The following is a 25,979-nucleotide window of genomic DNA, read 5'->3' as shown; positions in this document are numbered from 1 at the left end:
GATCGGTCCCGCGACGGCGGGACCTTTGACTCTGGGTGACCGCATGCCGCTACCGGGACGCTGGGAGCCATGGATGAGCTCACCGGTAAGCCGTTGTCCGCCGACGAGGTGTCCAACCTCGATGCCTATTGGCGGGCGGCCAACTATCTGTCCGCAGGCCAGATCTACCTACTCGGCAACCCCCTGCTCACCGAGCCACTACGGCCAGAGCACATCAAGCCGCGTCTGCTCGGTCACTGGGGTACAACGCCTGGGCTCAACATGCTCTACACGCACCTCAACCGGGTCATCCGGCGGCGTGACCTGAGCATGATGTACGTCATCGGTCCGGGACATGGCGGACCGGCCATCGCGGCGAACACCTGGCTCGAAGGCAGCTACAGCCACACCTACCCGGACGTGTCCCGTGACGCGGACGGGATGGCGAAGCTTTTCCGGCAGTTCTCGTTCCCCGGCGGCATCCCGAGTCACGTCGCGCCCGAGCTGCCCGGCTCGATCCACGAGGGCGGCGAGCTGGGTTACTCCCTCAGCCACGCGTACGGCGCCGTCCTCGACAACCCCGACCTCGTGGTCGCCTGCGTGGTCGGCGACGGGGAGGCCGAGACCGGACCGCTGGCCACCTCGTGGCACTCGAACAAGTTTCTCGATCCCCGCACCGACGGCGCGGTCCTGCCGATCCTGCACCTCAACGGCTACAAGATCGCCAACCCCACCATCCTGGCGCGCATCGGCGACGACGAACTGACCCGTCTCTTCGAGGGATACGGCTACCGTCCGTACCTTGTCGAAGGCAACGAACCCGAACACGTTCACCAGGCGCTCGCACTCACCCTCGACCAGGTCCTCGACGAGATCGCCGACATCCAGGCCGAGGCACGCACGGGCCATGAGACACCCCGCCGGCCCTGGCCGATGATCGTCCTGCGCACGCCCAAAGGCTGGACCGGACCGCACGAGGTCGACGGCGTACTGGTCGAGGGGACGTGGCGGTCGCACCAGGTGCCCCTGTCGCAGGTACGAACATCGCCGGACCACCTGCGCCTCCTGGAGCAATGGCTGCGTAGCTATCGGCCGGAAGAACTGTTCGACGCCGAGGGCCGGCCCGTGGAGCGGCTCCTCGCACAGGTTCCGCCCGATGACCGCCGGATGGGTTCCAGTCCGCACAGCAACGGCGGCCTGCTCAGCCGGGATCTCGAGCTGCCGGAGCTCGACGGGTACGCCGTACCGGTGGCCGCTCCGGGCGAAACCGAGCACGAGCCGACCCGGGTCCTCGGCTACTACCTGCGCGATGTGATGCGCGACAATCTGGCCCACCGCAACTTCCGCGTCTTCGGTCCGGACGAGACCGCCTCCAACCGGCTCGACGCGCTCTACGAGGTCACCGGCAAGGCCTGGAACGCCGAAGTCCTGCCCACCGACGAGCATCTGACGGTGGACGGCCGGGTGATGGAGATCCTCAGCGAGCACACCTGCCAAGGCTGGCTGGAAGGCTACCTGCTGACCGGCCGCCACGGCTGGTTCTCCTGCTACGAGGCGTTCGTGCACATCGTCGACTCGATGGTCAACCAGCACGCGAAGTGGCTCAAAGTCACCCGCTCGCTCCCGTGGCGACGACCGATCCCCTCACTCAACTACCTGCTCACCTCGCACGTCTGGCGGCAGGACCACAACGGCTTCTCCCACCAGGACCCTGGATTCATCGACCACGTGGTGAACAAGAAGGCCGAGGTGATCCGGGTCTATCTGCCGCCGGACACCAACACGCTTCTGTCGACCGCCGAGCACTGCCTGCGCAGCCACGACTACATCAATGTGATCGTCGCCGGGAAGCAGCCCCAGGCGGACTGGCTCGGTCCGGAGGCTGCCGCCTTGCACTGCGCTCGCGGCCTCGGCATCTGGGACTTCGCCAGCAACGACGACGGCGCCCCCGACGTGGTGATGGCGTGTGCGGGCGACGTACCGACGCTCGAGACGCTCGCCGCGGTGAGCCTGCTGCGCGAGCACCTGCCGTCGTTGAAGGTCCGGGTCGTCAACGTGGTCGACCTGATGCGCCTGCAACCGGCCAGCGAGCACCCACACGGCTTGGCCGACGCCGACTTCGACGCGCTGTTCACGACGGACAAGCCCGTCATCTTCGCGTACCACGGGTACCCGTGGCTGATCCACCGGCTCACCTACCGCCGGACGAACCACCGCAACCTCCACGTCCGCGGGTACAAGGAGGAAGGCACGACCACGACGCCGTTCGACATGGTGGTACGCAACGACCTGGACCGGTACCACCTGGCCCTCGACGTCATCGACCGCGTCCCCGGTCTCGGTCAGCGTGCCGCCGACGTACGCCAGTGGCTCATCGACCAGCGGGCCCGGCACCACGCCTACATCCTGGCCCACGGTGAGGACATGCCTGAGATCACGAACTGGCAGTGGACCGGAACGACGTAACCGAGAAGATGGTCGTCGTAGGCATCGATGACGCCAGGGCGGCCGCGCGGCCGTTGGGGTATAGGTTGGCCGAGTGCTGCTGAAGTGGATCCGGTGCGCGGTGGGTGATCGGGATCTTTTCGATCAGGGGCAACAGGACTGGGCAGATCTCCAAGGCGTCCCGGGATTCCTCGGTCAACGCGGCGGTTGGGACACGGATGCCTCGAGCATCGCTCACATCTTCGGCCTGTGGGCGGAGCGTGGAAGTTATCAGGCCTTCATGCGCGGACCGCACGATCTGCTCGCCAAGCGCCAAGTCGGGACGTACACGGACATAGATGTACGGGTGTACGAGACATTGCAGATCATCGGTCATTCTCCCGGAGACGTTGCCGGGCGGGAGATGCTGCGGGTGGCGCGCTGCGAGATCTACGAGCCACGCATCAGCCATTTCACCGACGTTCAGGCCTCGGTCTGGAATCCGGGCATGATCCGAGCGCTCGGTTTTCAAGGCGGGCTCTTCGCTCGGCGGGACGCGAACGAGTTCCTGGTGGTGACGCAATGGGAGAGCGCCGAGGCCCACAACGAGTACCGGCGGGAGCACTTCCCACGACTGCACGAACGCGCCGAACCGACTCGCGATATCCAGTTCATGATCGGCCACAAGATACCGCTCGAGGCGGCCTGGTACGTGCCGCCCACAACCTGACGCCTCATCAAGCAGCGTTTGAGCAGATAGTCGGGTGGTAGGGCCAATCCCCGGTGGCCGGCCGGGTCTGGTCCTGGTAGATCAGCGGTCCAGGTCGTGGGTGCGTAGGCGGGCGCGGGCTTCGTCGAAGTCGTCGCGGGTCATCTTGCCGGCGGCGAAGCGGCGCTCGAGGATGTCGAGCGGCGACGGGAGCGTGGCCGGGTGCGGACGCGGACGGGAGATCAGGGAGATCGTGACCCAGGTAGCGCTTCCGGCAAGAAGAATCCACAGCGCCACCAGGAAGATGATCCAGCCCGCTCCAAGACCAGTCGAATGCATCAGCATGGCCGCCTCCTCAAGTCAGTACGTCGGTACGGCGAGCTCGCCGCGCCGGGCATCGCGCTGCACTGTCACGTGCTCGCGCTCAGCTGTAGTCAGGTGATGTGGCACGATCGCGACCGGGCACGTCATCGCGGCCACCGAACGGCGCGCGACCGGATCGACCGGCAACGGACCAGCGTGCGATCCGACCACGATCAGTCCGACCTCGCGACTCTCGTGCACCAGAGCGGCAGCCGGCTGACGGCTGCTCAGGAACCGCGTCACTTTCACGTCCGGGAACCGGCTCGTCCATGGGGCGAGGGTCTCCGACAGCAGGTGATCAGCTCGGCTGATCCACGAGTGCTCGGAGTCTTCGTCGTTCCAGGCATGGTCAGTGGGAAGACCAGCGTGCACGACGATGAGGTCCGCCTCCCGGCCCGCCGCCACACCGAAGGCGAACTCGAGCGCCTCCGACGACAGCGTCGTACCATCGATGCCGACGGCAACCTTCCGATCCACCAGTGACGGCTTCCACGACGCCGGTACGACGACCACCGGGCAGCCGGCCCGACTGGCCAGCGTCAGGCTGGCGTGCGTGTTGATCAGCCGCTGCGGACCGCGGCTGCGCGCCCTGCCGACCACCAGCATCCGCGCCTTCCGCGCCGCATGCGCAAGCACTCGCATGCGGGAGCCCTCGCCGGCGACCGCGGCCAACTCCATCGCATAACCGTCTCGATGCCGCACATGCGCGACAGCCGCCCTCAAGGCGGCATCCGCGACCTCGGCCGGCGCCTTCGGCGCATACCCCGGCATCATCGGCGAGAACGAACCATGCGCCGAGTACGGCGCCACCAGCACGAGCTCAGCGCCACTCCGGAGCGCCTCCGCGGCCGCATAATCCACGATCCGCAGGTTCTCCGCGCTTCCATCGACCTCAACCACTACCGGCCCGGTCCGTGTCCACGTACTCATCTCTGTCACCTCTCTGTCAATTCGAGCCTGTCGCGATCTCGGCGGCTTCGGCAGAGCCGAGGATGCCCTCTGCGCCCGCCGGACGGACGGATGTGGGGAGGACCTTCGGCCAAGAGCTTCTACCGCTTGTGGGCCGCCGGTACGACGGCCAGCGGGCACGTCGCGTGGTGGAGCACGCCCCGGGTCACGGAGCCGACCACAAAGGACCGCAGCCTGGTGTGGTGTTGAGTGCCGACGACCAGGAGCTGCGCGTCGTACTCCGATGCCGCTGTGACGACGCCGTCGACCGGGTGGCCACGGCGGACATCTGCGTGGATCTCCAGTCCGGGGTACTTCTGCCGCCACGCGGCTACCACGTTCTCGAAGTGGCCCTTGGCGTTCTCGGTCCATTCGGCGCTGACGCCGGCGACGTTCATCGCGTCCCACCTGTACATCGCCGGCAGGTCCCACGCATGGACCAGCCGCACGGCCAGCCCGCGGCCAGTCGCTTCCTCGATGCCGAACTCGATGATCGCATCGTTGTTCTCGGAATCGTCCACCGCGACCAGCACCGGACCGGAGTGGACGCCGGGCTGCCAGTGCTCGGGCACGATCACGACCGGGACCATCGCGGTGCCCGCGACCGCCTCCGAGGTGGATCCGATCAGCAGTCGCTTGAACGTCCCCATCCCCCGACGGCCGACCACCAGCATCCTGCTGCCGGCGGCGAGTTCGGTCAGTGTCCGAGCCGGTGGCCCGACCACGAGATCAGCCTCGTGGTCGAGCGAGCCGGGGCTCTCGTCCAGGTGCTTCTGGACCTCGCTGACGATCTCCAGCGAGGAGTCGTCGACGACGTCCAGGTCCCAACCCGGCGCGTGCCGGAGTTTGCCCTCGATCACGTGCACCGCCTGGAGTGACTCGTGCCGGAGCAGCGACTCCTGCAGGGCCCACTCCAGGGCACCGGTGTCACGCCAGGAGCCGTCGACTCCCACGTGGATGACCGGCCGGACAGGCATCGTGGTCACCGCAGCCACGGGTAGCGGCGGACGATGTCGAGCTTGCCCCACCAACCGCCCAAGCCCCACACATTGCCAGCAGCAACGAGCGCGAGAACGACGAGCGTGATGGCACCCAGGATGTGCTCATCCAGCACCGGGTTGTTCTCCGGCGGAAGATTCGCCGACCACATCATCAGATACAACAGCGAACCGCTGACAGCCGCGATCCGCATCCCGATACCCAACGTCAGCGCCAGACCGATACCGGCCAGCGCGACCATGAACAACGGAGTCACCCACCAATCACCCACCAGAGACTGATAGAAGTCCGCCAACGGGCCACTGGTGCCCTTACCCAAGAAACCCGCAGTCGGGTCGCCACCGTCAACCCAGCCCTTACCGGCCGGAGTGGCGTAGCCGAACCCGAACAGCTTGTCGAAGAACGGCCACAAGAAGGTCAGGCCGAAGGCAATCCGCAGTACGGCGAGCGCACGCCCGGCCGCCGTGGTGATGACTGGGTACCGATCACCGTCGGGCGTGATCGTGGGAGCCGGTAGGTGGTCCCGGTTCGGCGTGGTGGTCATGGTGTCTTCCTTTCACTCGATTCGGACACCTCGATCGTGGGGTCGTACCCCATCCGCCGGTCAGGGCCGTTCTCACCTCAGCATCATCAGCCGAACGGCCCGTCACCTAGGGACTCTTGCCGCTAGGACCGGACCACCACGCGGCCCCAGGCTGGAAAAGGGCTCTGAGAGCACAGGAGGTCAACACAATGTCGTCACAACCCGCTCCGATCGTCGTGGGCTACGACGGCTCGCCGGGCAGCCAGAGCGCTCTGCGCTGGGCCGTCGGCGAAGCCGTCCGCGAACTGGCTCCGCTGCGGATCCTGGAGGCGTTCGAGCTCATCGTCACCGTGCGCCCCACTCCGGGGCACGTCGTTCCGCTCGACGCCTTGCGAACGGCGCGGCAGAAGGGGCTCGACGCGGTGGCCGAAACCGTCCGGCTGCAGCACCCCGCACTGCAGGTCGCAACGAGTCTCGTCGGCGGAGCGGCCGTGCCGGCCCTGCTCGAGGAGGCTGGACACGCCCGCCTCGTCGTTCTCGGTTCGCGTGGCCTCGGCGGCTGGAGCGGAATCCTGGTCGGGTCTGTCGCGGTCCAGGTGACCACGCACGCTCCGTGCCCGGTCATCGTGATCCCGCACGACCTGCGGCCGCACGCCCACGAGGGATCGACCGTGGCCGTCGGAGTCGACGGGTCCAAGGCATCGGCCAAGGCGATCGACTTCGCCTTCGACCAAGCCGAGGCACTGCACGCCCGGGTCGTCGCCCTGCATGCCTGGACGAGTCCGTTCCTCACATACTCCGACGGCGCATCGATGCTCCAGTTCGACGAGGACAAGATCCAGGAAGAGGGTCGCCTGCTCGTCGCCGAGTCCGTGGCCGGCGCGGCAGCGGATCATCCGGACGTGCAGTGGACGACCGAACTGGTCAGCGGGTCGGCCGCCCAGGCTCTCGTTCGCCGGGCGAATTCGGCCGACCTGATCGTCGTCGGCTCCCGCGGCCGGGGCGGATTCACGGGTCTGCTCCTCGGCTCGGTCGGCCAGAGCGTCCTGCACCACGCCCAGTCTCCCGTCGCCATCGTGCGCTGATCCCATCCTCAGCCTCTCCCGGCCGGCCCGAACAGCACAGCCGCGGTCCGCGACGCCAGGTCGCGGACCGCGGGTGTCATGCTGCTACTCGACTCCGGCTTCGCTGAACAGCGCGACCTTCAGGGCACCGGTCACCGCCGGACGCGAGAAGACGTCGTACGCGTCCTGCATCTCGCCGAGGCCGAACCGGTGCGTGATCAGCTCGGGCACCTCCAGCCGGCCCGCCGCGAGCATCGACAGCAACCGCGGCGTCGACGACGTGTCCACCAGGCCGGTGGTGATGGTGACGTTCTTGATCCAGAGATCCTCCAGGTGAAGGGTCGCCGGCGCACCGTGCACACCGATGTTCGCGACCGTCCCGCCGGGCCGGACGACACGGGTGCACAGCTCGAAGGTGTCCGGGATTCCGACCGCCTCGATCGCAACGTCGGCACCCAGTCCACCAGTGAGCTCGCGAACCGTCTTCTCCACGTCCTCATCCGGACCGAGCGCGACATCCGCGCCCCGCTCCAGCGCCGCCTTACGCCGCGAGTCCGCCGCATCGACCACGACGATCCGCGACGGACTGAACAGCTTGCTGGTGGCGATCGCCGCGAGACCGATCGGACCCGCCCCCACGATCACGACCGTGTCGCCCGGCGAGACCTTGCCGTTGAGTACGCCGACCTCGTACGACGTCGGCAGGATGTCGGCCAGCAGCACCGCCGCCTCGTCACTGACGTTCAATGGCCCACCACACCGGTCCTGACAGCAGCCGAACTACACCTCCAGGCAGGACCTTCTACCCTCCCCGCGGCACCTACCCACGGCTTGACTGGAACTGCAGGAGTACGAACCGAGAGGTGTCTCATGTCAGCGGAACTGCCGGTACTCGTCGGGATCGATGGATCGCTCGACGGCCTGATCGCCCTCGGTTGGGCGGCGTCGTACGCCACCCTGCGCCGGGCGCCATTGCATGCCGTGTATGTCCTGGATGAGCATCGGCAGCTGCCCGCGAGCACACCACCCACCGGACCGGACGATGGCAGCGAGGTGCTGGCAGACGCCCTCCAGGAGCTCGAGCGGCTTCGATTCACGGCCGCCTCGCTGGAGGTGCGCCACGGCCATCCGACCAAGGTGCTCCTCGAGCTGTCCGAGCGCGCCCAGGCGCTCGTCGTCGGCCGTCGCGGCATGGGCGGCTTCGCGGAGCTCGTGCTCGGGTCGACGTCCCAGGCGTGTACGGCGCTCAGCACCGACGTGCCACTGATCGTCGTACCCGATACCTGGAACCCCACGGCACCGCCGCACCGGCGGATCGTCGTGGGCATCGACGGGTCGGTGGAGGGCCAGGAAGCGCTGCGCTTCGCCTTCGAACTGGCCGACGCGACGAACGCTGAACTCCTCGGCGTCCATGCTGTCGCGGTCCGCGAGAGCTACCCCGATCCCAATGTCTGGGTCGACCCGAGCCGACAACCTTGGGCGGGTGCGGCCGACCAACTCCTGGCGCAGACGCTGGACGACTGGAGAGCCAAGTATCCCGAGGTCCGCGTCGACCAACGTGCTGTCGCCGATCATCCGGTCCGTGTGCTCGCACGCGAGTCCGAGCTCGCCGACCTGTTGGTGGTCGGCGGACTGGGCCACACCGCGTTCTCCGAGCTCCGGCTCGGATCGGTGGCCCGTGGCCTGCTCCACCACTCGCACTGCCCGGTCGCCGTCATCCACCACACCTGAGGACGCGTTGCCATGACACCCAAGGGGGACATCGTCATCAAGACCCGGCGACTGACCAAGCGGTTCGGCCACCGGACCGCGCTCGACGGTCTGGACCTGGACGTCCCGGCCGGCGTCATCCTCGGATATCTCGGACCGAACGGCGCCGGCAAGACCACAACGATCCGCCTGCTCGCCGGGCTGATCCGGCCGACGTCCGGCTCGGCGGTGGTCTTCGGGTTCGACGCCAACGATCGGTACGACGTACTCCAACGGCGGATCGGCTACCTGCCCGGCGACTTCGTCGCCTACCCGGATCTCACCGGCGTGCAGTACCTGGACTACTTCGCCCATCTGTACGGCGGTGTCGACCGGGACCGGATCGAGCTCCTGGCCAAGCGGTTCGACCTCGACCTCGGTGTCCGGATCGGCGCACTGTCTCGCGGCAATCGGCAGAAGGTCGGCATCGTCCGGGCCTTCATGCACGACCCCGACCTGCTGATCCTGGACGAACCCACGACCGGTCTCGACCCGCTCATGCAGCGCGAGTTCCGCGACCTGCTGCGTGAGACCCGGGACGCCGGACGGACCGTCTTCCTCTCCTCGCACGTCCTGTCCGAGGTCGACGCCGTCGCCGACACTGTCGCGATCCTGCGAGCCGGCCGGCTGGTGACGACACAGTCCGTGCAGACGTTGCGGGACAGCGCCCGCCGCCGTCTCGATCTCACCTTCGCCGGCACCCCACCCGGCGACCGGATCCACGCCGTACCAGGTGTGCAGGACCTCACGCTCGACGGCCGGACCGCACACGTGGTCGTCACCGGATCGACGGCGGAGCTCATCAAGACGGTCGCGCCGTACGAGGTGATCAACGTCGTCAGCCACGAGGCCGACCTGGAGGCCGCGTTCCTCGACTACTACACCGACCGGGAGTGAGCCATGTTCCGCACTGTCTTCATGAAGTCGATGTACGACGCGCGCCGCGGCCTGATCGGCTGGTCGATCGCGATCGTGGCACTCGTGCTGCTCGAGAGCGCTCTGTGGCCGTCGGTCCGGGACATGCCGAACCTCACCGAGCTGTACCAGTCGTTTCCCGAGGAACTCCGCAGGTTCTTCGATCTCGACGCGATGAACACCGGCGCCGGCTTCCTCAACGCCGAACTGTTCACCCTGTTGCTGCCCGCGCTGTTCCTGGTCTACGCCATCGGGCACGGCGCCCGCGCCCTGGCCGGCGAAGAGGAACGTGGAACGCTCGAACTGCTGCTGGTCACCCCTGTCTCCGGCTTCCGCATCGTCGCCGACAAGGCGCTCGCACTGACGCTGTCGATCACGGTCCTCGGGTTCGCACTGTTCGTCGCAACCACGCTCGGCAGCCTGATCTTCGGCCTCGGTATCAGCGTTCCCGCGGCCGCGAGCGGTGCCCTCGCGATGACGCTGCTCGGCGCGGAATACGGCGTACTGGCGCTGGCCGCCGGGGCCGTCACCGGACGCCGACCCGCCGCGATCGGCATCGCCTCAGCCGCCGCAACCGCCGCGTACGTCGTCTACGCCGCCGGACTCATCCTGCCGCGCTTCGAGTCGTGGCAGCCCTACTCCCCCATCCATCAGGCGTTCAACGGCGGACCGCTCGGCGCCGGCTTCCAGCTCAGCTACCTCTGGCTTCTCGCCGGCGCAGCCATCCTCTTCGTGATCGCCGTCCCGGCCCTCGACGGCCGCGACATTTCAACCGCGCACGGCGGCTGAAGCCATGACCTCCTGTCACAGCGACCTGGCAACGAGCTCGGTCAGGTCGACCAGTCGACTGGTGTAGCCCCACTCGTTGTCGTACCAACCGAAGACCTTGACCAGCTGGTCCTGGACTTGCGTGAGCGGGGCGTCGACGATGCACGACGCCGGGTCGCCGATGATGTCGTGGGACACGATCGGATCCGTCGTGTAGCGCAAGATCCCCTTGAGAGGTCCGGCCGCGGCATCGGCGAAGGCCTCGTTGACCTGCGCGACCGTGGCGACCTCGGACAGCTGCACCGTCAGGTCGGTCAGGGAGCCGTCCTCGACCGGGACCCGCACCGCGACGCCGTCGATCTTCCCCGCGAGCTCAGGGATCGCCAGTCCGACCGCACGGGCGGCACCCGTGCTCGTCGGGATCAGTTCACGGCGCCGGAACGACCGTCGTGTCGACGTCCTTGCCAGGCACCGACAGAATCACCTTGCGGGCGCCGCCGGCGAGATGCGCACCGGCGGTCTCGCGGGTGCGGAACCTGCCGGTCGCCTCGATCACGATCTCCGCACCGACGGCCGTCCAGTCGAGCCGGGCGGGATCACGCTCGGCGGTCGCACGCAAGCTGTGGCCGCCGACCGTGATCGAGTCGTCCGAGTAGCCGACCTCTTTCTTCAAGGGCCCGTACGTCGAGTCGTAGCGCAGCAGATGCGCGAGGGTCGCCGGTGCGGCGACGTCGTTGATCGCGACCACCTCGATGCCGCTCGACGTCCGCTCGAGCACGCAGCGCAGGTAGTCGCGCCCGATCCGCCCGAACCCGCTGATCCCAACCCGTACGCTCATGATCGACCCCTCAGCCGGTTGTCTTCGTCCCTTCATCGACCGGTGGGGCTGGGGTCGACGGGAGGGTCGAAGGTCCCGGCTTCGGCTGCCGTACGACTGCCAGCACGACGGTCAGCCTGCCGAGCGGCCAGGTGATGGTTCGCTCTCCCGGCCCGGCTGCCTGGACCCGCCAGACGAGCTCAGCAGAGCCGAAGGTCCCGCTCAGGACGCGTCTTGGTGCCCTGACCGGACGGCCGGCACCGGCAGACGGTGGAAGTGATGAGCAAGGAGGCAGTCATGGATGAGAAGGTCGTCGATCGGACCCTTCCGGCCGACAACGACGAGACGCTGCGCAAGCAGGCGGTCGAGGATCTCCGCAAGCGGCATGACCTCGCGGGACACATCCTCGCCTACCTGACGGTGAACACCTTTCTGGTGGTCATCTGGTACCTGACCGGTGCGGGATTCTTCTGGCCGGCCTTCCCGATGTTCGGCTGGGGCATCGGAGTCGTCTTCCACGCATGGGACGTGTTCTCGCCGCAACCGAGCGAGACCGCGGTCCGGGCCGCGATGGACCGCATCGCCCGCCATAGGTGACAACAGTCCGGAAGGCCTGCCCCGACTCGGGGCAGGCCTTCGCGCCGTCACTTCGGACCGTGGAGCCGGCGTGGGGCGACCGCGAGCCACTCGTTCTCCCACTCCCGTGCTCGGCGGCCACCTGGTATGTCTCGACTGGACGCAGAGGACCGGCTCACCGGACCGGAACCGTCTTGATGACGGCGGATCTCGTGGCCTGCGGCCACCTGTCCAAGGTCCGCTCCCGGCGAGCCGGTCGTTCCCCTGCATCTCCAGAGTCATCGATTCCACACCGCGAGGTCAGGGCCCAAGGTCCCGAGCTCCCGGACCACCCGACCCATCGCCGGACGAACCGTCAGTCCCGGATCAGCACGTCGGCGATCGGGCGGCGGGGAGTCGGTGGGACGGGGCGCCCGTAGCCGAAGCGGATCACAGTCTGGGGCCGTTGCCAGGGTCCGAGAGGGTCGTTGATCTGCCAGCGCAGGCCCTCGTGCTCGATCACCTGGTTGAGCAGCGACGTCGAGACCCCTTGTGCGGTTGCTTCCAGCAGCACCCCCTCGAGTGCCTGGCCGGCGCGGAGCCACTCGATCGGTCCGTCGTACCGGGTCGCCAGCAGCGCGAACTGTGGTGCACGCTCGAAGTCCGCCACCGGTCTCGACTCATCGGCCTCAGTGGCTGCCAGATCACGCACGACCGGATTGCCACCCGTGATCCGGGGCCCGAGCGCACTCGACGGCACGCCGTCGTACGCGCGGTCGCCCCCGACCCACCGGCGCCGCTCCGCCGTGCGGCCGCGGTCCTCGTCGTCCGCGTCCATCGCCTCATTCGTTGCCATCTGCAACCACCATTGCCCCGGCGGCCGATCGAGCCACTGCAGGACGGCTCCCTCGATCCGCGCACGCAGACCGAGTTCCGCCCGGACCTGGTCCGGCACCCGCTCGTCGCTGAACGGCTCCCGGTTCGTCCGGCGTCGCAGGATGTACGGCGCCAGGCCGGCCATCGCACCGGTCAGCGGTGCGTCGAGTTCCACCACCGCCACGAGGTCAGGCCGGCGCTGGTCCATCAGATGGCGGACCTGTGAACCGATCCCGCGGGCCGCCGCGGCCACCCGCAGATTGAAGATCGCGGCCCCCAGCGAGACGTACAACATCCGCCGCGACGGATCCTCCGCGGGCAGCTCCCGCTCACGATCCCGGTACACCTCGACCGCCCAGCCGGCGAACCGGAACCGCCACGGCTGGGTGTTGTGCATGGACGGGGCCGCCACCGCCGCCCGCAGCATCGCATCGCGATCCGCGTCCGTCGGCTCGGCCCTCGGCCGCATCGTTTCCTCCATCGCTCTCACCTCAGTGGACATAGGCCTGGATCTCGTTGATCAACGCGGTGAGCACGACCTTCGCGTCACCGAAGAGGGTGCGACGTACCGCACGATCGTTCTCCCTACTTCGACGAGTCCGTGCACCTTCGAGCGAACGCCGACTCCATCGACCCCTGTAGGGCCTAAAGCCCCGTCCGCTCGGACCGATTGGCCGATGTGGAGGCTGCCCTGGCGACCGATGCTTGAATCAGATCGGCTCCGGAGGTGGACCGTGCATCAGCTGCACTCGAAGGTCGTGCCCGTGCCCTGGGCCCGGCGACTCGTGATCGACGCCGGCCGGGCGGCCCAACGCCGCCACGCCATCCACGGACTGTTCGAAGTCGACGTGACCTCGGCCCGCGGGGCGTTGCGACGACATCATGAGGCGACCGGTGAGGATCTCTCGTTCACGGCCTTCGTCGTCGCCTGTGTGGCTCGCGCGGTCGCCGCCGACCCCACGGTCCAGGCGTACCGCGACCTCCGCGGCCGGGACGTGATCTTCGACCAGGTCGATGTCGGCCTGCCCGTCGAGGTCGACATGGACGGGAGTCCGTTCGCGTTCACCCATGTGCTGCGCGATGCCGGCAACCGCACCGTGCAGGAGCTGCACCGCGAGATCCACGACGTCAAGGCGGATCCCCACCTCAGCCCGTCGGTCCGCAAGGCACCGTGGGCACGCGCCTACCTGATCCTGCCCAGCTTCGTGCGCGTCCGCTTGCTCGGGATACTGCATCGGTTGCCCCATCGCCAACGGGCGCTGGCAGGAACCGTCGGCGTGACAGCGGTCGGAATGTTCGGCGCCGGTGGCGGCTGGGGCATCGCCTTCCAGCTGCACACGCTGAGCATCGTCATCGGCGGCATCACGCGGCGACCGATTCTGTTCCAGGGAGTGCTCGTCGAACGTGAGTTCCTGCAACTGACGATCAGCCTCGACCACGACGTGGTCGACGGCGCACCCGCCGCCCGCTTCGTCGCGCGCCTGCGCCGCCTCCTCATGGCAGCCGAGGAGATCGGCCTTCCCGCAACGTCAAGGAGATCGGCATGAACGCCAAACCCGTTGTCGTGGGCATCGATGGCTCGCCGGCCGCGGACGTCGCGATCAGGTGGGCGAGCGCCGAAGCCGCCTCGCTGCGCACCCGGCTGCGACTGATCAGTGCCGTCCCTCCCGGCGGATCCGCGTCCGAGACCGGCGACGTCGTCGACAAAGCGGTCGCCCTGGCCCGTGATCTGGCGCCCGGCATAGACCTCGATCCACGGATCGAACACGGACCACCATCCACCATCCTGGTGCAGGCGTCCCGTGACGCGGACCTGGTGGTGATCGGCAGCCGCGGTCTCGGCCTGATGGTCGGCGCCCTCCTCGGCTCGACCGGCCTCGATCTCGCCGCGAACGCCCGCTGCCCGGTGGTCGTCGTACGACCCGATCTCGGCACTGAGGCCGGCAGCCGAGTGGTCGTCGGGTACGACGGCTCGTCCGCCGGCCAGATCGCACTCGACTTCGGCCTGGACTATGCCCGCCGCCACGACCTCGCCGTACGTGTCGTCGCCGCCCAGCCCGCGGGCACCGAGCTCCACCGGATCACGGAGACCGAACTGCGGGAGGCGGTCCATGCGCGCGGTGGCCAGGATGCCGAACTGATCCAGATCACCGGCCACCCCGCCGAACACATCCTCCGCCTCGCCGCCGACGCCAACCTGATCGTCCTCGGCGCCCGCGGCCGCGGCGGCTTCACCGGCATGCTCATCGGCTCTGTCAGCCAGACCGTCCTCCACCACGCCCACTGCCCGGTCGCCATCATCCCCGCAGCCGCGATCGGAGGCTGATCCTCGTGACCACCCAGTCCGCCACGTCCACCGATTCGGCCGGTGTCTACCGTGCGATCCACTGGGGTTTCGTCGCGCTGTTCGGATCAGGCGCCGTGATTCACTTCGTCCTGGCCCTGACAACCCCGCAGTCTTACCGCCCGTTCGCCGACGGAGCGCTCTTCGACTGGGTGTACCACGGCTGGCAGAACGTCTTCATGGCCCACCCGACGCTGTGGGCCTTGCTCCTCGCCGTGGCCGAACTGACCATCGCCGTACTCCTGGTCAAGAGCCCGCGCGCCGGTTATCTCGCGGTCATCGCCTTCCATCTCGCCCTGATGTGCTTCGGCTGGGGCTTCTGGCTCTGGTCCGTGCCAGCCCTGTGCGTCGCGCTCCCGGCGGCCCGGCACGCCTTCCGGGCCAGCCGTCAGCGCGCATCGCGTTGACCTGAAGATGATCTGGCGCCGGCGCTGTCATCAGACGTTCAGGTCGACGACGCCGGACCGCTCGGTCAGCTGTGCAGGCGGATGTGTTCGTGGGTGACCTGCTCGATGTCGGACGCCGCGGCGTCCAGCAGTTCGTGAGCCAGGTTGGACAGCGCCCGCGCAACGGCGAGCTCGTCGCCGATCTCGGCGATGTCAGTGTCGTTCGGATTCCGGCGGGCGGTACCCCGGCCGATCAGATGCGTCTTGTCGTTCGTGTGCAGACGGGCCTCTGCGTGGGTGGTTCGCTCGTCCTCGTGCTCGTCGATGAAGATCTCGACGCTCCAGTGCCTGCTCGCGATCATGATGCTCGCCCCTCCCATCGATGGACCCCTGTAGAGCCATGGTCCGAAGGCGCCGGGGTCCGCGCCAGGGCCGTCAGGTCCACCTCGGCGGGAACTTGTGCCCTTCCGTGCGATCGCAAGCGCGCGTGTGCTGGAGGTGCAGGAAAGGAGCCGGCCATGAAAGACATCGACAAAGCACGCACGCAGCGCGACGCGCAGCTCAACGTGGCCAGCCGCCCGACCATCGGATCGTCGCGATTCGAGCAGGCCGTACTGCGTTACCTCGGCGTCGAGCTCTACAAGCAGCATCACCGCCGCGCCAACGCAACTGACGAAGCCGATGCGGAGCAGCGGACCGATCAGCGCCCTGCCCACTGACTCGGACGGCACCTGCGCTCAGTTCACCGGCACTCGGGCTCGGGCGGCGGCCGGGCTGCGCATGCTCGACAACGACGTACCGATGCCATAGGTGAGGAAGTGCCCCTCGGGGAAGATCTCCACGATCCGGCAGTCGGCCAACCGTTCAGCCGGGACCAGCTTGGCCAGCTCCGGCAACAGCGATGCGATGTGGCGATGGCCGGCCGGGTGAACGACGGCACGAGCGTGGAAGCTGATCGTGGCCGGCGGGATCGGAGCCAGCAGAGCCATCAGACCGCCACGCCGTACCGGCACCGTCACCGCGACCTGGCCGGTCGCCGGGATGTGCAAGGCCTTCCAGCTGTCCGGCGCGACCGCGACGTACAGCCGGCCCCGGCCGCTCGTGTAGACGACACCACTCGACCGAGGCTCGCCGTTCGGTGTCACGTAGCTCAGCACCGCGAACGATGCCTTGGCAACCTGTCGCCAGATCTCTTCCCTGCTCGGTTTCCGGCGTACTCCGTTGCCGATCGCAACCTTCTGCTCTGCCTGCCTGGATGTCTTGCTCACCGTCGTTCCTCCTGTCTTCAGTGGTTGCCCCAGTGCCTGGACGATTCCCAGGTGCCGCAGCCGGCCGCACCCCCTTCCACTCGACTCCACGCTCCCGCTGGTCCCGCCTCGGCATCAGGGTCGATGGGCCCGCGCGTGTCCGGCGTACGCCCTCACTGACCCCGGATGGGCCACAACGTGTCCCGCCGTCTCAGGACCTCCGGCCCTGGCTCGGGAAGGCCCGCGACAGAGTCTGGTTGGGAGGAATCGATGGCGGAGCTGGCGCCGCATCCTGGTCGTGCCCGTAACCATCGCGACTTGGGTTCGTCCGTAGCGGGTGAGGTTGCCGAGGGATGCCCGGCCCTACCGTTTGGTTCGGGCTCGGTCACGGGAAGGACGCGCATGAGCGACGCCGTACAGGTCAGGAGTCAGGCGGGTGGGGTGCTCGCGGCGACGTGCATCTCGACGCTCGTGGTGAATGCGAACACCTCGGCGGTCAGTATTCTCCTTCCGGCCATCTCGGAGGACACCGGCACTTCGGTCGAGACGCTGCAGTGGGCGGTGACCGGCTACTCGCTGGTCGGTGCCGCCGTGATCGTCACCTCGGGCTCGCTGGGTGACGTGTTCGGCCGCAGGCGGGTCTTCCAACTGGGCCTTCTGCTGTTCGTGGCGTCGTGCGTGATGATCGCGCTCGCCGGGTCAGGAGGGATGGTGATCGCCGGACGCGTCATCCAGGGCGCGGCCGGGGCAACCATTCTCGCGTGCGGCCTGAGCCTGCTCACGGTCGCCAACGAGGGCGCCGCGCAACTGCGGGCGGTGTCGCTGTGGGGCGCGGCCGCGGCCGTCGGCGCAGCCGCCGGTCCATTGCTGGGCGGAGTGCTCGTCGAGGTCAGCGGATGGCAGGGGTTGTTCTGGATCGACGCGGGAGTGGCGGTGCTCTGCATGGTGCTGACCGCGGCGACGGTGAGCGAGTCGAGGGACCCGAATCGGCCGCGGACGATCGACTACGCGGGTACCGTGCTCATCGCGCTGACCCTGACGCCGCTCATCCTCGGGGTCACCAAGAGCAGCGACTGGGGATGGCTGTCCTTTGCCACCCTGGGATGCTTCGCGATCTCGATCGCGGCCGGGTACGCGTTCATCGCCGTCGAGGGACGGGTCGCCGTACCGCTGCTGGACCTCTCGCTGCTGCGCAACCGTGTTCTGGTGGGCTCGACCGTCGCGATTCTGATCGGTGCGGGCACGATCAACGGGCTGATGTACCTGCTCAGCCTGTACTTCCAGGATCCCGCCGCCCTGGACTTCAGCCCGCTCGAGGCAGGCCTGGCGACGCTGCCGGCGACCGTCGGGCTCGTCGTCGTCGCCCCCTTCGTACCGCGGCTGGCGGCGAAGTTCGGCGGCCGGCAGACGATCGGCGCCGGGTTCGCCCTCACCACGCTCGGATTCGTTATCGTGGGCTTCGTGGGCGCTTCGTGGATGTACGCCGCGTTCCTGCTGCCGCTGGTGTTCATCGCGGTGGGCATGGGGCTGTCCAACGGTCCCGCGTCGTCGGCGGCGACGGCGGCGGTACCGGAGAACCAGGTCGGCGGGGCCTCCGGTGTCTCCAACATGGCCCGGTACGTCGGAGCCGCGGTGGCCACCGCTCTGGCCGCCACCATCTACGGCACGGTGATCGGCAACCAGACCGGCGATGGCGAGTCGCAGGGTGATGCTCTGGCCTCGGGCCTGGCCGCGGCCTCGTGGATGATGGCGATCTTCAGCTTCCTCGGCGTTCTGATGGTGTTCGTGATCGGCCGGCACCGCGCGGCGACCGGGACGTTGAACGACGCCGCCGCAGCAGCGGCCGCGCACACTCACACTCTGCCGACCTCGGCAACGGCCGGACGAACCGGCCCAGACCAAGGCTGAAGGCGAAGCCTGTATCCGGGAGGAATCGATGACCACGACCCAGCCGACACCACCGGCACCCTTCACGGCCGAGGACTACTCGGCCCGGATGCGACGCGTCGTGGCCGACGCTGAGCGCGCGGGTCTGGACGGGCTCCTCATTTCCCCCGGCCCGGACCTGGTCTGGCTCACCGGATACCAGCCCACCGCCATCACCGAGCGGCTGACGTTGCTCGTCCTGACCCCGGGCCAGGAGCCGACGCTGCTGGTGCCGACCCTGGAGCGGCCGGACGCTGAAGCGGCTGTGGGCGCACCGAGCCTGTCGATCGTGGACTGGTCCGACGGAGAGGACCCGTTCGCGCGGGCCGGCAGCTACCTTGCCGAGACCGCGATCATGGGCATCGCGGACTCTGCCTGGGCGATGCACCTGCTCGGTCTGCAGGAGGCGGTGCCCGGATCCTCGTACCGATCGCTCACGCAGAGCCTGCCGATGCTCCGGGCGGTCAAGGGCTCCGACGAGCTCGCCCGTCTGGATGCGGCCGGCGCCGCCGCGGATGCGACGTACGAGCAGATCCTCGGCGTGCGGTTCGCCGGCCGGAAGGAGACCGACGTCGCGGCCGATCTGGCCCGGCTGCTGCGGGAGTTCGGGCACGAGCAGGTCGACTTCACCGTGGTCGGCTCAGGTCCCAACGGCGCCAACCCCCACCACGAGGCGGGTGACCGCGTCATCGAGGTCGGCGACGCAGTGGTCCTCGACTTCGGCGGGCTGATGTACGGCTATGGCTCGGACACCAGCCGCACCGTGTCTGTGGGCGAGCCGTCCGCCGAGATTCGTGAGGTGCACGAGATCGTGCGACTGGCCCAGCAGGCCGGCGTCGAGGCGGTCCAGCCTGGCGTCGCGTGTCAGGAGATCGATCGGGCGGCCCGGAAGGTGATCACGGACGCGGGCTACGGCGAGCGGTTCATCCATCGCACCGGCCACGGCATCGGCACCACGACCCACGAACCGCCGTACATGATCGAGGGTGAGGAGCAGGCACTGGTGCCCGGGATGTGCTTCTCCGTCGAGCCGGGCATCTACCTGGCCGGGAAGTTCGGGGTTCGGATCGAGGACATCGTGACCGTCACTGGCGCCGGCGGTCGTCGGCTCAACAACACCGAGCGCGACCTCCGCATCGTCCAGTAGGCCCGGCTCATCAGGGCGGATGCCGGGGTGCCGTCGACCCGGCGGGTCATCCACCGCGGATGAGGTTCGGGCAATTGGGCTCATTCCAGACTGTCACCAGGGGCCTACTTACTGAGGCCCGAGGCGGAGGCTCTTTCATGGATGCACGAGCACTACCTCGAGGAATGTCATGAGCGCGGCGGATGTACCGGCCGACGGCGCCGAAGCCGTTGGCGCCGGACGCACGCGCGCCGCCAGCACCCAGTGGATCTCGTGGGTGGCGCTGGCGATGATGACGACGAGTTCGGTGGCCAGCCTCAGGGCGGCGCCGACGATGGCGGTCTACGGACTGGCCTGCGTCTTCTTGTACCTGCTCCCGGCCGTCGTGTTCCTGCTGCCCACCTCGCTGGTTTCCGCGGAGTTGGCGTCGGGTTGGGAGGGCGGGATCTACAACTGGGTCTCGAAAGGCATCTCGAAGCCGATGGGCTTCCTGGCCGTCTGGTGCCAGTTCGCGATGACGATCTTCTACTATCCGAGCCTCCTGGGGTTCGTGGCGAGCACCCTCGCGTACGTGTTCAATCCCGAGCTGGCCACAAGTGGTGTGTGGACCGCGGCGGTCATCATCGTCGTCTACTGGTCCGGAGTCTGGGTCTCCTCGCGCGGCACCAAGGGCGTGGCCGGCCTGGCCAGCGGCGGCCTGATCATCGGGACGTTGATCCCGGGCGTCGTCCTGGTCACCCTCGGCATCGTCTTCCTTGGCCAAGGCAACACCTCGGCCGCACCCATGACCGCTGACAACATCTTCCCGGCCTGGGCAGGGCTTTCGAGCCTCGTGCTCATCGTCAACAACTTCTTGTCCTACTCCGGCATGGAGATGAACGCGGTCCACGTGTCCTCGTTGAGGAAGCCGGCCAAGGAGTTCCCGAAGTCGATCTTCCTGGCCATGGGCCTGGTGCTCGCGATCTTCATCCTCCCCGCCCTGGCGATCAGCTGGATCGTCCCCGCCGAGGAGCTCTCCCTCACCGCCGGCGTCATGCAGGCGTTCGACGCGGTCTTCGCGAACTTCGGCTGGCAATGGCTGACCCCGATCGTCGGAATCATGCTGGTCACGGCATCGCTCGCCGGAATGCTGACCTGGCTGGCCGGGCCTTCGAGGGGCCTGCTGCTGATCTCCCGGCAGGAGGGCTACCTCCCGCCGTACCTCCAGCGACTCAACAAGAACGGCGTCCAGCAGAACATCCTGGTCGTCCAGGGCCTGCTCACCACCGTGATCGGTCTCGCGTACGCGTTGATCCCGGATGTGTCGAGCGCGTACTGGATCTTCTCGGTCATCACCACGCAGGTGTATCTGATCATGTACCTGCTGATGTTCGTGGCCGCGGTCCAACTGCGTCGTAAGGACCCGGATCATGCCCGTGGCTACCGGGCGCCGATGCTGGTCGGGTTGTGCGGCGTCGGGTTCGCGGCCTCGCTGGCGGCATTGCTGGTCGGGTTCATCCCGCCCTCGCAGTTCGAATCCGGCAACTCGGGCTTGTACCTCCTGATCGTCGCCGGCGGCGCCCTCGGTCTCGGCCTGCTCGTGCCTTTCCTGTTCTACCGGTTCCGCAAGCCCTCATGGAAGCAGCCTGAGCCGGAGGCGGTGACTCCGTCATGACCACGCCTGTCGAGACCCAACCCGCACGCGAACGCTCGTGGATCTACATCACCGCCTGTGTCATCCTCGGTGTCCTGCTGATCGTGGGGCTACTCACCTTCCGCTCACAGAAGCAGAGCAACGAGGCCAGCCAGAAAGCCGATCAACTGATCGGCGCGCTCGCGGCCGCCGGGGCCCGCACCCCCGACAAGGACCAGATCGTCCGCGTGCTCGGGAACGACGGAGGCGCGACCTGCGAGAACCCGAACAACGCGCTGGGCCGGGCCGTCCTGTTCACCCAGCTCACCAACGGTGCCGCAGGCCCGGGGGCCAGGCCGGTCATCGTCGACAGCCGGGCGCTCAAGGGTCAGCTGCTCATCATCCAGATCTACTGTCCCGATGAGCTGAAGGAGTTCCAGGAGTTCGTCGACGACCTCAAGACCGATGACGTGGCGAGCGACTGACATGGACGACCTGCGGCAGCGCATCGCGGACCTGATGCCGGCGGCACGCGACGAACTCGCCGAGCTCGTCGCGCTGCGATCTGTGGCCGACCCCCGCCAGTACCCCGCCGCGGAGTGCGAGCGCACCGCCCAGTGGGTGCTGGAGAGGTTCGCGGACATCGGGTTCACCGACGCCCATCTCGAAGAGACCGCAGACGGCAGCATGGCGGTGGTCGGATCCAGGAAGTGCTCCGACACGGGGGCTCCGACCGTGCTGCTCTACGCCCACTACGACGTACAACCTCCGCTCGACGACGCCGCCTGGCACACGCCCCCGTTCGAGCTGACCGAGGTCAACGGACGCTGGTACGGCCGCGGAGCGGCTGACTGCAAGGGCAACATCGTCATGCACCTGGCAGCCCTGCGGGCACTCGGGGATGAAGTCCCGGTCGACCTGAGGCTGGTGGTCGAGGGTTCCGAGGAGCAGGGCACCGGCGGCCTCGAGGCCTTCGTCCCCGAGAACGCCGACCTCCTCCGTGCCGACGCGATCCTCGTCTGCGACACCGGCAACGCCGCGGTCGGCCGCCCGGCCGCCACCGTCAGCCTGCGCGGCATGGTCAACGTCGTCGTCACTGTCGAGGCGCTCGCATCGGAGGTCCACTCCGGGATGTTCGGCGGCCCCGCCCCCGATGCCCTCGCCGCCCTGGTGGCGATGCTGTCCTCACTGCGTGACGCAGACGGGAACACCACGATCACCGGGCTGGACAACACGCGCGCCTGGTCGGGCGCGCCGTACCCGCCCGACCAGTTCACCACCGACGCCGGCGTCCTCGAGGGAGTCTCGCTGCTCGGGGACGGCAGTGTGTCCGACATGCTGTGGGCCCGACCAGCGGTAACCATCCTCGGCATCGACTGCCCACCGGTCGTCGGCTCGGCTGCCGCCGTGGTCCCCAAGACCGCGGCGCGACTGAACCTGCGCATCCCGCCCGGCATGTCACCCAAGGTCGCCCAGCAGGCCCTCATCGACCACCTGAACGCCGCCGCCCCCTGGGGAGTGCACGTCACTGTCGACGTCGAGGCGACCGGTGCTGCGTTCGAGGCGTCCACCGACGGCCCGGCGTACCGGGCGATGGCCAAAGCGATGCAGGAGGCGTACGGCCAACCGATGACGAGCCTCGGACAGGGCGGATCGATTCCCCTGTGCAACGTGTTCGAGGAGACCTACCCCGACGCCGAGCTCATCCTGATCGGGGTAGAGGAGCCCTTGGCCCTCATCCACGCCCCGAACGAGAGCGTGGACCCGACCGAGATCGAAGCCATGGCCCTGACCGAGGCGCTGTTCCTCCGGCACTACGCCTCCATGCGTAGCTGAGACGTCGGCGGCGACGTGCCCGCGTTCGACGTCGTGGTCCGTGTCGCTCGGCTCGCCCTGGCGTGCAGTGCCGAGGGCGTCGAGTCGCTGGAGCGCTCCGTCTCGACGGCGGCCTCGGCCTACGGCGTCGATGTCGACCTGGTGGTCCTTCCCGAGCAGATGCTCCTCACCGAGCGGTCGTCCGGGGAGGTCGGTCGGGCGGCGGTGGTCCGGGCGGCCCCGGGGATTTTCCGGCTCGACCAGGTCGCCGCCCTCAAACGATTTCTCGTCCAGGCGCAGCGACAGCCGGTGGACCCCGACGAGGCCTGCCGTCGCCTCGACGCGATTGCGCAGTCGAGGCCCCGTTGGCCCGCGTGGGCGCGGGTACTCGGCGTCGCGCTGTTCGCAGCGGGGTTCGCCCCGAGTGTTGTGGCGACCTGGGGCGAGGCGGGCGCGGCCGCCATCCTGGGTCTGGTCATGGGCGTGCTGGTCGTCCTCACCGCCGGGCGTCCCCTCGAGGGGCTGCTCCCGTTCTTCGGCGCCTTCGTCGTGACAACGCTGGGGCTCACCGTGCTGTCGGGCCTCGCCGAGCGCACGGGCGTGACGCTCATGGTGCTGCCGGCACTGTTCATCGTGGTCCCTGGCGACACCCTGTCGGCGGCCGCGGGGGAACTCCTGGGTGGCCGCCTCACCGCGGGCACCGTCCGTCTCGTGTTCGGGTTCCTCACGCTCGGTCTGATCGTGATCGGCATTGTCGCGGCGACCGGGGTCACCGGCAACGGAGACGCTCTCGACGAGACGCTGCCCCCGCCGGAGCTCTCCTTCGTCATCGTCCTGGCCGGATGGGTGGTGTTCTGCCTGGGCCTGGTGCTCGCGTTCAACGCCGAACCCGGAGTGCTCGTCTGGTTGGTGCCCGGCGTGATCGGTACGTTCCTCCTCCAGCAAGGTGTCACCCGCCTCGCCGGCGCGGTCATCGGTACGCTCGTGGCCGGTGCCGTGCTCGGTGCCTGTGGCAACCTGGTGGGTTCCCACCCCCAACGGCCCCCGCGCCTCATCCTGTTGCTGGGCGGGTTCTTCGTCCTCACCGTGGGCGGGGTCGGCGTCCGGGGCGCGACCGCGCTTCTCGGCGGGGACATCGTGACCGGACTGCAGAACCTGGCGGACTTCGCCCTCCAGGTCCCGACCGTTGCTCTCGCGATCGCTGCCGGCGTCATCCTCAGCGACCATTCGCGACGACACCACGTTCCAGGGGTGGCCTCCAACGCGTGAACCTACGTGTCCTTGTCGCCGTGGCGCCGGAACGGACCGACCATCCGAGGGCCCGCGAGCCGGGTCTCCAGTCGACGCGCCTCACGCTTGAGCGGCCGCACGAGGTACTGACCGAGGATCACGCCCGCCGCGAGCGCGAGCGCGGTGGCGAGCGCGGAGGCCAGCTGGAGGACGCCGTCCTTGCCCTCGGCGAGGAGCGCGAGTCCCCGGTAGATGTCCAGTCCCGGCAGGAGCGGCACGATCGCGGGAACCACGACGACGAGCGCCGGGACCCGGAAGCGATCTACAGCGAGGTAGCAAACAGCGCCGATGGTGACGGCAGCGACCGCCGAACCCCAGGTGCGGCCGACCCCGGAACTGTCGACGGCGAGCAGGACTCCCTGTCCGAGCGCGGCGACCAGGGCCACGGCTATCAGGGAGCGCGACGGTGCGTACGACGCGAACGCGAAAGCCGCGGCGGCCAGGGCGGCGCCGAACACGGTAACCCCGACCTCCGCCAGGCCGACCGCACCGGGCGTGAAGGTGGTCAGGCCCACCCCGAGCATGTCGCCGACGGTGAGCCCGGCACCCACTCCGGCGATGATGCCCGCCGTGTTCAACACGCCTCCGATCAACCGAGCACTGGCCGTGACCGGGAAGCCGGTCAGGGCGTCCTGGGTGGCACCCATGATGCCGACTCCCGCTAGGAGCATCACGATCCCGGCGGTGACGACGCGGGACGGGTTCACCTCGAGATCCGTGGCCGAGGCGCCGACCGCGATGAGCGTGGCAACGAAGCCGCCCGCCGCATGCTGGTAGAACGCCGGGATGCGGCGCAGGGGCAACAGCAACTGGGTCCCGTCGATCGCGCAGGCCGTCAGGAACGCGAGCAGGCAGACGACCGGGCTGCCGCCCAGGGTGAGCGCGATACCGGTTCCCATCACACCCCAGCCGATGGTCACCGCCCAACGGCGTCGGTGGTGGCCGGTGGACACTATCCGGGCGACCTGGTCCCGAGCCTCGCCCTGAGTGACCTCGCCGGCGACCAGGCGGTTGACCGTCTCGTCGACCTCGATCAGGATCGAGTAGTCGACCGGGCGCCAGGTCACCCGGCGAACCTGTATGGCGGCGGGCACGTCGCGGCTCGGTTGGTGGCGCAGGGTCAGGTCCACGAACGTCACGTCCGCGCTCACGTGGCGCACCTCGCAAGCCTCGGTCACGGCCAGCATGGCGGCCGTCACATCGGCCGCGCCGGCCCCGGACGACAGGAGGACCTCGCCGATCCGCAGCGCCAGATCGAGCGCTTCGTAGACCTCGCGTCGCTCCGTCATAGCCCTGTCCGATCACGGCATCCCGAGTCACGCCACGCACGCTGGGCGCAGGACGGACGACATTTGTCAGGTAGCCATCGTCGGAGCCTCAGACCCGTGCGTCATCGTCCGGTATGGGTGATTGCGTCCTCACCTGCCCCGGAGCCGCGTCGTGGCTAGACCGAGCCGACCACGACGAGCGCGCCGAAACCGCTGTCAGCGCCCGGCCGGTCACACGCGTCCAGACAAGTTGCCTCTGGCAACTGATTGTGCCTG

At 68.4% G+C, this 25,979-nt stretch carries 26 protein-coding genes and 1 pseudogene; 17 read left to right on the top strand and 10 right to left on the bottom strand.

Annotated elements, in window-relative coordinates; genetic code table 11:
• Positions 1-69: 69 nt before the first annotated feature.
• Entirely contained in the window at positions 70-2,445 is a 2,376-nt protein-coding gene (locus tag OG817_RS12340) for a phosphoketolase (RefSeq protein ID WP_406054211.1), read from the top strand.
• A gap of 73 nt (positions 2,446-2,518) precedes the next feature.
• Complete coding sequence (locus OG817_RS12335; protein ID WP_406054209.1) at positions 2,519-3,133, top strand: DUF4937 domain-containing protein; 615 nt, start codon at positions 2,519-2,521, stop codon at positions 3,131-3,133.
• Positions 3,134-3,214: 81 nt separating this feature from the next.
• Here OG817_RS12335 and OG817_RS12330 read toward each other — a convergent pair whose 3' ends face one another.
• The 4 genes from OG817_RS12330 to OG817_RS12315 all read right to left on the bottom strand — a co-directional run bounded on the left by OG817_RS12330 (position 3,215) and on the right by OG817_RS12315 (position 5,966).
• A complete protein-coding gene (locus OG817_RS12330) occupies positions 3,215-3,457 on the bottom strand; it encodes a hypothetical protein (RefSeq protein ID WP_406054207.1) in 243 nt (80 codons plus the stop codon).
• A gap of 15 nt (positions 3,458-3,472) precedes the next feature.
• Complete coding sequence (locus OG817_RS12325; RefSeq protein ID WP_406054205.1) at positions 3,473-4,405, bottom strand: universal stress protein; 933 nt, start codon at positions 4,403-4,405, stop codon at positions 3,473-3,475.
• Positions 4,406-4,524: 119 nt separating this feature from the next.
• On the bottom strand, positions 4,525-5,400 hold the full coding sequence (locus tag OG817_RS12320; RefSeq protein ID WP_406054203.1) for a universal stress protein: 876 nt from the start codon (positions 5,398-5,400) through the stop codon (positions 4,525-4,527).
• 5 nt (positions 5,401-5,405) lie between these two features.
• Positions 5,406-5,966: a hypothetical protein gene (locus OG817_RS12315; protein WP_406054201.1), complete on the bottom strand. Its 561-nt coding sequence runs from the start codon at positions 5,964-5,966 to the stop codon at positions 5,406-5,408.
• A gap of 188 nt (positions 5,967-6,154) precedes the next feature.
• Between OG817_RS12315 and OG817_RS12310 the strand changes: the two genes are divergently transcribed.
• The gene (locus tag OG817_RS12310; RefSeq protein ID WP_406054199.1) at positions 6,155-7,030 is read left to right on the top strand and encodes a universal stress protein; all 876 of its coding nucleotides are present in this window, start codon (positions 6,155-6,157) and stop codon (positions 7,028-7,030) included.
• 84 nt (positions 7,031-7,114) lie between these two features.
• Here the strand turns inward: OG817_RS12310 and OG817_RS12305 are convergent, their stop codons facing one another.
• Positions 7,115-7,756, bottom strand: coding sequence for a zinc-binding dehydrogenase (locus OG817_RS12305; RefSeq protein WP_406054197.1), 642 nt, complete (start codon positions 7,754-7,756; stop codon positions 7,115-7,117).
• 123 nt (positions 7,757-7,879) lie between these two features.
• Here OG817_RS12305 and OG817_RS12300 point away from each other — a divergent pair, with 123 nt between their 5' ends.
• Genes OG817_RS12300 through OG817_RS12290 form a run of 3 tightly spaced genes read left to right on the top strand, consistent with a single transcriptional unit; the run spans position 7,880 to position 10,462 of the window.
• Complete coding sequence (locus tag OG817_RS12300) at positions 7,880-8,740, top strand: universal stress protein (protein ID WP_406054195.1); 861 nt, start codon at positions 7,880-7,882, stop codon at positions 8,738-8,740.
• Between the two features lie 12 nt (positions 8,741-8,752).
• The gene (locus OG817_RS12295) at positions 8,753-9,655 is read left to right on the top strand and encodes an ABC transporter ATP-binding protein (RefSeq protein WP_406054193.1); all 903 of its coding nucleotides are present in this window, start codon (positions 8,753-8,755) and stop codon (positions 9,653-9,655) included.
• 3 nt (positions 9,656-9,658) lie between these two features.
• Positions 9,659-10,462, top strand: coding sequence for an ABC transporter permease (locus OG817_RS12290; protein ID WP_406054191.1), 804 nt, complete (start codon positions 9,659-9,661; stop codon positions 10,460-10,462).
• A 15-nt stretch (positions 10,463-10,477) separates the two neighbouring features.
• Here the strand turns inward: OG817_RS12290 and OG817_RS12285 are convergent.
• Positions 10,478-11,279, bottom strand: a pseudogene (locus OG817_RS12285) (type I glyceraldehyde-3-phosphate dehydrogenase).
• 276 nt (positions 11,280-11,555) lie between these two features.
• Between OG817_RS12285 and OG817_RS12280 the strand changes: the two are divergent.
• A complete protein-coding gene (locus tag OG817_RS12280; RefSeq protein WP_406054189.1) occupies positions 11,556-11,855 on the top strand; it encodes a 2TM domain-containing protein in 300 nt (99 codons plus the stop codon).
• 334 nt (positions 11,856-12,189) lie between these two features.
• On the opposite strand, the gene OG817_RS12275 is transcribed toward OG817_RS12280, so the two are convergent.
• Positions 12,190-13,170, bottom strand: a complete 981-nt coding sequence (locus OG817_RS12275; RefSeq protein ID WP_406054187.1) for an Acg family FMN-binding oxidoreductase — start codon at positions 13,168-13,170, stop codon at positions 12,190-12,192.
• A 253-nt stretch (positions 13,171-13,423) separates the two neighbouring features.
• On the opposite strand from OG817_RS12275, the gene OG817_RS12270 reads away from it, so the two are divergent.
• The 3 genes from OG817_RS12270 to OG817_RS12260 are packed head-to-tail and all read left to right on the top strand — an operon-like array spanning position 13,424 to position 15,440.
• Entirely contained in the window at positions 13,424-14,236 is an 813-nt protein-coding gene (locus OG817_RS12270) for a 2-oxo acid dehydrogenase subunit E2 (protein ID WP_406054185.1), read from the top strand.
• Positions 14,233-15,015, top strand: a complete 783-nt coding sequence (locus OG817_RS12265) for a universal stress protein (RefSeq protein ID WP_406054183.1) — start codon at positions 14,233-14,235, stop codon at positions 15,013-15,015. Before OG817_RS12270 ends, OG817_RS12265 begins: the two co-directional genes overlap by 4 nt.
• Positions 15,016-15,020: 5 nt before the next feature.
• The gene (locus OG817_RS12260; RefSeq protein WP_406054181.1) at positions 15,021-15,440 is read left to right on the top strand and encodes a hypothetical protein; all 420 of its coding nucleotides are present in this window, start codon (positions 15,021-15,023) and stop codon (positions 15,438-15,440) included.
• Between the two features lie 65 nt (positions 15,441-15,505).
• On the opposite strand, the gene OG817_RS12255 is transcribed toward OG817_RS12260, so the two are convergent.
• Positions 15,506-15,781 carry a DUF1876 domain-containing protein gene (locus OG817_RS12255; RefSeq protein WP_406054179.1) on the bottom strand — a complete coding sequence of 92 codons (276 nt, stop codon included), beginning with the start codon at positions 15,779-15,781 and terminating at the stop codon, positions 15,506-15,508.
• A gap of 156 nt (positions 15,782-15,937) precedes the next feature.
• Here OG817_RS12255 and OG817_RS12250 point away from each other — a divergent pair, with 156 nt between their 5' ends.
• Entirely contained in the window at positions 15,938-16,138 is a 201-nt protein-coding gene (locus tag OG817_RS12250; protein WP_406054177.1) for a hypothetical protein, read from the top strand.
• Between the two features lie 18 nt (positions 16,139-16,156).
• Here the strand turns inward: OG817_RS12250 and OG817_RS12245 are convergent, their stop codons facing one another.
• Positions 16,157-16,687, bottom strand: a complete 531-nt coding sequence (locus tag OG817_RS12245; protein WP_406054175.1) for a pyridoxamine 5'-phosphate oxidase family protein — start codon at positions 16,685-16,687, stop codon at positions 16,157-16,159.
• Positions 16,688-17,068: 381 nt separating this feature from the next.
• Here OG817_RS12245 and OG817_RS12240 point away from each other — a divergent pair, with 381 nt between their 5' ends.
• From OG817_RS12240 to OG817_RS12215, 6 genes are all read left to right on the top strand, one after another.
• Positions 17,069-18,574 (top strand): MFS transporter, encoded by a 1,506-nt coding sequence (locus OG817_RS12240; protein ID WP_406054173.1) that lies wholly within the window; start codon positions 17,069-17,071, stop codon positions 18,572-18,574.
• Between the two features lie 28 nt (positions 18,575-18,602).
• Positions 18,603-19,739, top strand: a complete 1,137-nt coding sequence (locus OG817_RS12235) for an aminopeptidase P family protein (protein WP_406054171.1) — start codon at positions 18,603-18,605, stop codon at positions 19,737-19,739.
• A 169-nt stretch (positions 19,740-19,908) separates the two neighbouring features.
• The gene (locus OG817_RS12230; RefSeq protein WP_406054169.1) at positions 19,909-21,372 is read left to right on the top strand and encodes an APC family permease; all 1,464 of its coding nucleotides are present in this window, start codon (positions 19,909-19,911) and stop codon (positions 21,370-21,372) included.
• A complete protein-coding gene (locus tag OG817_RS12225) occupies positions 21,369-21,815 on the top strand; it encodes a hypothetical protein (protein ID WP_406054167.1) in 447 nt (148 codons plus the stop codon). Before OG817_RS12230 ends, OG817_RS12225 begins: the two co-directional genes overlap by 4 nt.
• A 1-nt stretch (position 21,816) precedes the next feature.
• Positions 21,817-23,166: a dipeptidase gene (locus OG817_RS12220; protein WP_406054165.1), complete on the top strand. Its 1,350-nt coding sequence runs from the start codon at positions 21,817-21,819 to the stop codon at positions 23,164-23,166.
• Between the two features lie 15 nt (positions 23,167-23,181).
• Positions 23,182-24,414 (top strand): threonine/serine exporter ThrE family protein, encoded by a 1,233-nt coding sequence (locus tag OG817_RS12215; RefSeq protein WP_406054163.1) that lies wholly within the window; start codon positions 23,182-23,184, stop codon positions 24,412-24,414.
• Positions 24,415-24,416: 2 nt separating this feature from the next.
• Here the strand turns inward: OG817_RS12215 and OG817_RS12210 are convergent, their stop codons facing one another.
• Complete coding sequence (locus tag OG817_RS12210; protein WP_406054161.1) at positions 24,417-25,724, bottom strand: threonine/serine exporter ThrE family protein; 1,308 nt, start codon at positions 25,722-25,724, stop codon at positions 24,417-24,419.
• Positions 25,725-25,979 lie beyond the last annotated feature (255 nt).

It is taken from the genome of Kribbella sp. NBC_00889 (assembly GCF_045207705.1).
GTDB lineage: Bacteria > Actinomycetota > Actinomycetes > Propionibacteriales > Kribbellaceae > Kribbella.
This window is presented reverse-complemented; position numbering and strand designations above follow the sequence as displayed.

What these genes read in the sequence shown, in the direction of transcription:
- OG817_RS12340 (WP_406054211.1), top strand. Translation starts at nt 70, where the DNA reads ATGGATGAGCTCACCGGTAAGCCGTTGTCCGCCGACGAGGTGTCCAAC.
- OG817_RS12330 (WP_406054207.1), bottom strand. Translation starts at nt 3,457, where the DNA reads ATGCTGATGCATTCGACTGGTCTTGGAGCGGGCTGGATCATCTTCCTG.
- OG817_RS12325 (WP_406054205.1), bottom strand. Translation starts at nt 4,405, where the DNA reads ATGAGTACGTGGACACGGACCGGGCCGGTAGTGGTTGAGGTCGATGGA.
- OG817_RS12320 (WP_406054203.1), bottom strand. Translation starts at nt 5,400, where the DNA reads ATGCCTGTCCGGCCGGTCATCCACGTGGGAGTCGACGGCTCCTGGCGT.
- OG817_RS12315 (WP_406054201.1), bottom strand. Translation starts at nt 5,966, where the DNA reads ATGACCACCACGCCGAACCGGGACCACCTACCGGCTCCCACGATCACG.
- OG817_RS12310 (WP_406054199.1), top strand. Translation starts at nt 6,155, where the DNA reads ATGTCGTCACAACCCGCTCCGATCGTCGTGGGCTACGACGGCTCGCCG.
- OG817_RS12300 (WP_406054195.1), top strand. Translation starts at nt 7,880, where the DNA reads ATGTCAGCGGAACTGCCGGTACTCGTCGGGATCGATGGATCGCTCGAC.
- OG817_RS12295 (WP_406054193.1), top strand. Translation starts at nt 8,753, where the DNA reads ATGACACCCAAGGGGGACATCGTCATCAAGACCCGGCGACTGACCAAG.
- OG817_RS12290 (WP_406054191.1), top strand. Translation starts at nt 9,659, where the DNA reads ATGTTCCGCACTGTCTTCATGAAGTCGATGTACGACGCGCGCCGCGGC.
- OG817_RS12280 (WP_406054189.1), top strand. Translation starts at nt 11,556, where the DNA reads ATGGATGAGAAGGTCGTCGATCGGACCCTTCCGGCCGACAACGACGAG.
- OG817_RS12275 (WP_406054187.1), bottom strand. Translation starts at nt 13,170, where the DNA reads ATGGAGGAAACGATGCGGCCGAGGGCCGAGCCGACGGACGCGGATCGC.
- OG817_RS12265 (WP_406054183.1), top strand. Translation starts at nt 14,233, where the DNA reads ATGAACGCCAAACCCGTTGTCGTGGGCATCGATGGCTCGCCGGCCGCG.
- OG817_RS12255 (WP_406054179.1), bottom strand. Translation starts at nt 15,781, where the DNA reads ATGATCGCGAGCAGGCACTGGAGCGTCGAGATCTTCATCGACGAGCAC.
- OG817_RS12250 (WP_406054177.1), top strand. Translation starts at nt 15,938, where the DNA reads ATGAAAGACATCGACAAAGCACGCACGCAGCGCGACGCGCAGCTCAAC.
- OG817_RS12240 (WP_406054173.1), top strand. Translation starts at nt 17,069, where the DNA reads ATGAGCGACGCCGTACAGGTCAGGAGTCAGGCGGGTGGGGTGCTCGCG.
- OG817_RS12235 (WP_406054171.1), top strand. Translation starts at nt 18,603, where the DNA reads ATGACCACGACCCAGCCGACACCACCGGCACCCTTCACGGCCGAGGAC.
- OG817_RS12230 (WP_406054169.1), top strand. Translation starts at nt 19,909, where the DNA reads ATGAGCGCGGCGGATGTACCGGCCGACGGCGCCGAAGCCGTTGGCGCC.
- OG817_RS12225 (WP_406054167.1), top strand. Translation starts at nt 21,369, where the DNA reads ATGACCACGCCTGTCGAGACCCAACCCGCACGCGAACGCTCGTGGATC.
- OG817_RS12220 (WP_406054165.1), top strand. Translation starts at nt 21,817, where the DNA reads ATGGACGACCTGCGGCAGCGCATCGCGGACCTGATGCCGGCGGCACGC.
- OG817_RS12210 (WP_406054161.1), bottom strand. Translation starts at nt 25,724, where the DNA reads ATGACGGAGCGACGCGAGGTCTACGAAGCGCTCGATCTGGCGCTGCGG.